Source organism: Dactylosporangium sp. NPDC051541 (genome assembly GCF_044454505.1).
Classification (GTDB): Bacteria; Actinomycetota; Actinomycetes; order Mycobacteriales; family Micromonosporaceae; genus Dactylosporangium.
In genome coordinates, this window is the sequence record NZ_JBITDU010000003.1 from 592,464 (window position 1) to 596,423 (window position 3,960).

The following is a 3,960-nucleotide window of genomic DNA, read 5'->3' on the forward strand; positions in this document are numbered from 1 at the left end:
CGTGCGCACTGTGGTGGTGAGCGCGACGAGCAGGAACGTGCGCACTGTGGTGGTGAGCGCGACGAGCAGGAACGTGCGCACTGTGGTGGTGAGCGCGACGAGCAGGAACGTGCGCACTGTGGTGGTGAGCGCAACGAACACGAACTTGCGCGGAACAGTGGTGAGCGCGACGAACAGGAACGTGCGCGTGGTAGTGGTGAGCGCAACGAACAGGAACGTGCGCGCAGTAGTGGTGAACGCCGCGAGCAAGAACGTGCGCGCGGTAGTGGTGAACGCTGCGAGCAAGAACGTGCGCGGAGCGGTGGTGAGCGCGGCGTGAAGAAGGATCTGCTCAAGCTGAGCATTTTCGCCGCCGTGACGATCGTTTTGACGGCGCTGCTCGCACAGTCGCTCGGTGCGTTCTCGGGTGGCGGGACGCAGTATCGGGCCCGGTTCATCGACGTGACCGGTCTGCTCGCCGGCGACGATGTGCGCATCGCCGGTGTGAAGGTCGGCGCGGTCCGCGACATCCGGGTGGCCGACAACCACATCGCGGAAGTCGCGTTCACGGTCGACGAGAACATCCCGCTCACCGCCAGCGTTCACGCCACGATCCGATACCGCAACCTCGTCGGCCAGCGCTATGTCGCCCTCAGCGAGGCCCCCGGCGACGGCCGTCCCCTGAACGCGGGCCAGACGATCCCGGTCGCGCAAACCACGCCCGCGCTCGACCTGACCGTCCTGTTCAACGGCTTCCGCCCGCTGTTCACGGCGCTCACCCCGCAGGCCGTCAACCAACTGGCGTTCGAAATCGTGCAGGTCCTGCAGGGCGAGGGCGGCACCGTCGCCAACCTGCTGCGCAGCACCGCTTCCCTGACCGGCACCCTGGCCGACCGGGACGCCGTCATCGGCCGGGTGATCACGAACCTGCTGAGCGTTCTGTCCACTCTGGACGAGCATCGCGACGATCTGGACACCACCATCACCCGCCTGCAGCAGTTCGTCTCCGGCCTGGCCGCCGACAGACAGGCGATCGGCGACGCCCTCACCAACACCGCCGCCCTGACCGGCGCCACCGCCAGCCTCCTGCAGGACGCCCGCCCGTCACTGCAGGCCGACATCGACCAGCTCGGCACCCTCTCGGGCACGCTCAACGACAACGCCGCCGTCATCGACAAAACCTTGCAGAACCTGCCACAGCGCTACGCGGACCTGACCCGCGTGGCGTCGTACGGCTCCTGGTTCAACTTCTACCTGTGCGACTTCGACGGCCAGGTGACCCTCGGCGGCCAGAAGCTCACCCCCGCGGCCTTCACCTCGACCGCCGCCCGCTGCAACCCGGGAGGCGCCGCGTGAAGCCGTGCCGCCGTTGTGTCCGCAGCAGGCAGATTCGCGTGCGCGAGTTGCGCGCTTCCGATGTGGTCGGCGATGGCGCGCGGGCCGAGGTTTCGCTCAGCGCAATTTCCGCGCAAGCCGAGGCTCTGCTCGGCGTAGTTTCCGCACCGGACGTCGCCGCCCGCTGCAATCCGGGAGGCGCCGCGTGAAGCCGTGCCGCCGTTGTGTCCGCAGCAGGCAGATTCGTGCGCGCGAGTTGCGCGCTTCCGATGTGGTCGGCGATGGCGCGCGGGCCGAGGTTTCGCTCAGCGCAATTTCCGCGCAAGCCGAGGCCCTGATCGGCGTAGTTTCCGCACCGGACGTCGCCGCCCGCTGCAACCCGGGAGGCGCCGCGTGAAGCCGTTTCGTGAGCGCAACCCGTTCGTCGTCGGCGCGGTCGGGCTGGTGGTGCTGGCTGGGCTGGTGGCCGGGGCGTTTCAAGCGGACCTGCTCGCCGGGCTGACGGCCACCGGCTACCGGGCCGCGTTCCGGGACGCCAGCGGCCTCGCGCCCGGCAACGAGGTGCGGGTCGCGGGTGTGCGGGTCGGCAAGGTCACCGGGGTGGGGCTGGCGCGCGGGAACTCCGGGCCCTACGTGCGGGTCGCGTTCCGGCTTGAAGACGACAACGTTCGCCTTGGTACTGCCACCCGCGCCACCATCCGCATCAAGACCGTCCTGGGGCAGAAGTTCCTAGCGCTGGAGCCCATCGGGGACGGGCGGATGGCCGAGAACGCCGAGATTCCGCTCGAGCGGACCGCAGCGCCGTTTGATGTCGTGCAGGCCGTGACCGGGCTGGCCGACACGCTCGACCAGATCGACAGTACTCAGCTCGCCGACGCGTTCACCACCCTCGCGCAGGCGTTCGCCGACACGCCGGGCAGTGTCCAGACGTCGCTCGACGGGCTTTCCCGCATCTCGAAGACCGTCAGCGACCGCGACACCGAACTGCGCGCACTGCTGCAGCGGGCGCACGACGTGACGGGCGTACTCGCATCCCGCGACGACGAGTTTCGCAAACTTGTCGCGGACGGCGACGCACTGCTGACCGAGGTGAGCAAGCGGCGCGACGCGATCCACGATCTGCTGGTCGGCACCAATGCCCTGGCCACGCAGCTGGCCGGGGTCGTGGCCGACAACAAGTCGCGGCTGGAGCCGGCCCTGCGGCAGTTGCGCGGCGTGGTCGGAATCCTGCAGCGGGACCGCGACAACCTGGAACTGACCCTGCGGCGGATGGGGCCGTTCGTCGCCGCGTTCGCCAACGTGACCGGCAGCGGGCGCTGGTTCGACTCGTACCTGGCCGGCCTGCTCCAGCCGTACATCCCGGCGACGGGAGCCAAGTGATGCACAAGAAACGCTGGATCGCCTTCGGGGCCGCCGTGCTCGTCGGTGCCGCGGTGGCCGTCGTCATCGCGTCCACCGGGCAGCGCCAGCTCCGGCTCGTCGCCCACTTCAGCCGGACGGTCGGCATCCACGAAGGGTCGTCGGTACGGGTGCTCGGCGTCCGGATCGGCGAGGTCACCCTGGTCAAGCCCGAGGGGCGGACGGTCCGGGTCGAGATGCGCTACGACGCCGAGTGGCCGATCCCCGCCGACGCCCAGGCCGTCATCATCCCGCCGAGCGTGGTCAGCGACCGGTACGTCCAGCTCACCCCCGCGTTCACCGGTGGCGCCGCCCTCGCCGACCACGCCGACCTGCCCGTCGGGCGCACCGCGGTGCCGATGGAGATCGACGACATCTACAAGGCCCTCGACGACTTCAACGTCGCCCTCGGGCCCGGCGGGGCCAACGCCGATGGTGCATTGCGCGCGCTCGTGCAGACCGGACAGGCCAACCTGCAAGGTAACGGCGACAACTTGCACACCACCATCGACGGGCTGGACAAGGCGCTCACCACGCTCGCCAACGGGCGGCAGGATCTGTTCGGCACGCTCGTGAACCTGCAACAGTTCACCACCGCCGTGGCGCAGAGCGACGCCGCCGTGCGCGCGTTCAATCAGCGACTCGCCGAGGTCGCCGGACAACTCGCCGGTGAGCGCGACGATCTGGCCGCCGCTTTGCGCGCACTCGCCACGGCCCTGTCCGACGTGACCGCGTTCATCCGCGACAACAAGGACGAACTCGTATCCAACGTGAACGCGCTCGCCGACGTCACCGGCATCCTGGCCAAGCAGCAGAAAGCGATCATCCAGATCCTGGACGTGGCGCCGCTCGCGCTGTCGAACCTGAACCTCGCGTACAACCCGGGCTCCGGAACGCTCGACACCCGCGACGACGCGCTCGGACCGTACGACGCGGCCAGCTACGTGTGCGCGGTGCTGCGTGACAACATCCCGATCGCGCAGATCCCGCAGCAATGTGTCGCCCTCGCGCAGACGCTCAACGGACTCGGCCAGGCGCTCCCGCCGACGCCCGCACCGGTCGACACGACGAAGACGCCCGCACCGGCCCTGCCGACGCTGCCTGAAGTCACCCAGGATCTGACCCTCGGCGGCATCCTGCGGGGTGTGTCATGAGACGGGCCCTGCCGATGCCCGCACCGGTCGACGCCACGAGAACGCCCGCAGTGGTCGGCGTCGCGGGGGTGCGCGCGGTGGTCAGCAAGACGAG

Annotated in this window: 5 protein-coding genes; 4 read left to right on the forward strand and 1 reads right to left on the reverse strand. The window is 69.4% G+C overall.

All coding sequences use genetic code 11. The features are described from left to right. A partial coding sequence (locus ACIA8L_RS16825; protein ID WP_395905223.1) for a hypothetical protein occupies nucleotides 1-249 on the reverse strand: 249 nt, incomplete at its 3' end. A gap of 66 nt (nucleotides 250-315) precedes the next feature. Between ACIA8L_RS16825 and ACIA8L_RS16830 the strand changes: the two genes are divergently transcribed. From ACIA8L_RS16830 to ACIA8L_RS16845, 4 genes are all read left to right on the forward strand, one after another. After that, nucleotides 316-1,335 carry an MCE family protein gene (locus ACIA8L_RS16830; protein ID WP_395905225.1) on the forward strand — a complete coding sequence of 340 codons (1,020 nt, stop codon included), beginning with the start codon at nucleotides 316-318 and terminating at the stop codon, nucleotides 1,333-1,335. A 38-nt stretch (nucleotides 1,336-1,373) separates the two neighbouring features. Further along, nucleotides 1,374-1,523 carry a hypothetical protein gene (locus ACIA8L_RS16835; RefSeq protein ID WP_395905227.1) on the forward strand — a complete coding sequence of 50 codons (150 nt, stop codon included), beginning with the start codon at nucleotides 1,374-1,376 and terminating at the stop codon, nucleotides 1,521-1,523. A 184-nt stretch (nucleotides 1,524-1,707) separates the two neighbouring features. Next, on the forward strand, nucleotides 1,708-2,694 hold the full coding sequence (locus tag ACIA8L_RS16840) for an MCE family protein (protein WP_395905229.1): 987 nt from the start codon (nucleotides 1,708-1,710) through the stop codon (nucleotides 2,692-2,694). Then, nucleotides 2,694-3,866, forward strand: coding sequence for an MCE family protein (locus ACIA8L_RS16845; RefSeq protein WP_395905231.1), 1,173 nt, complete (start codon nucleotides 2,694-2,696; stop codon nucleotides 3,864-3,866). The genes ACIA8L_RS16840 and ACIA8L_RS16845 overlap by 1 nt, the downstream gene beginning before the upstream one ends. The last annotated feature ends 94 nt before the right edge of the window (nucleotides 3,867-3,960 follow it).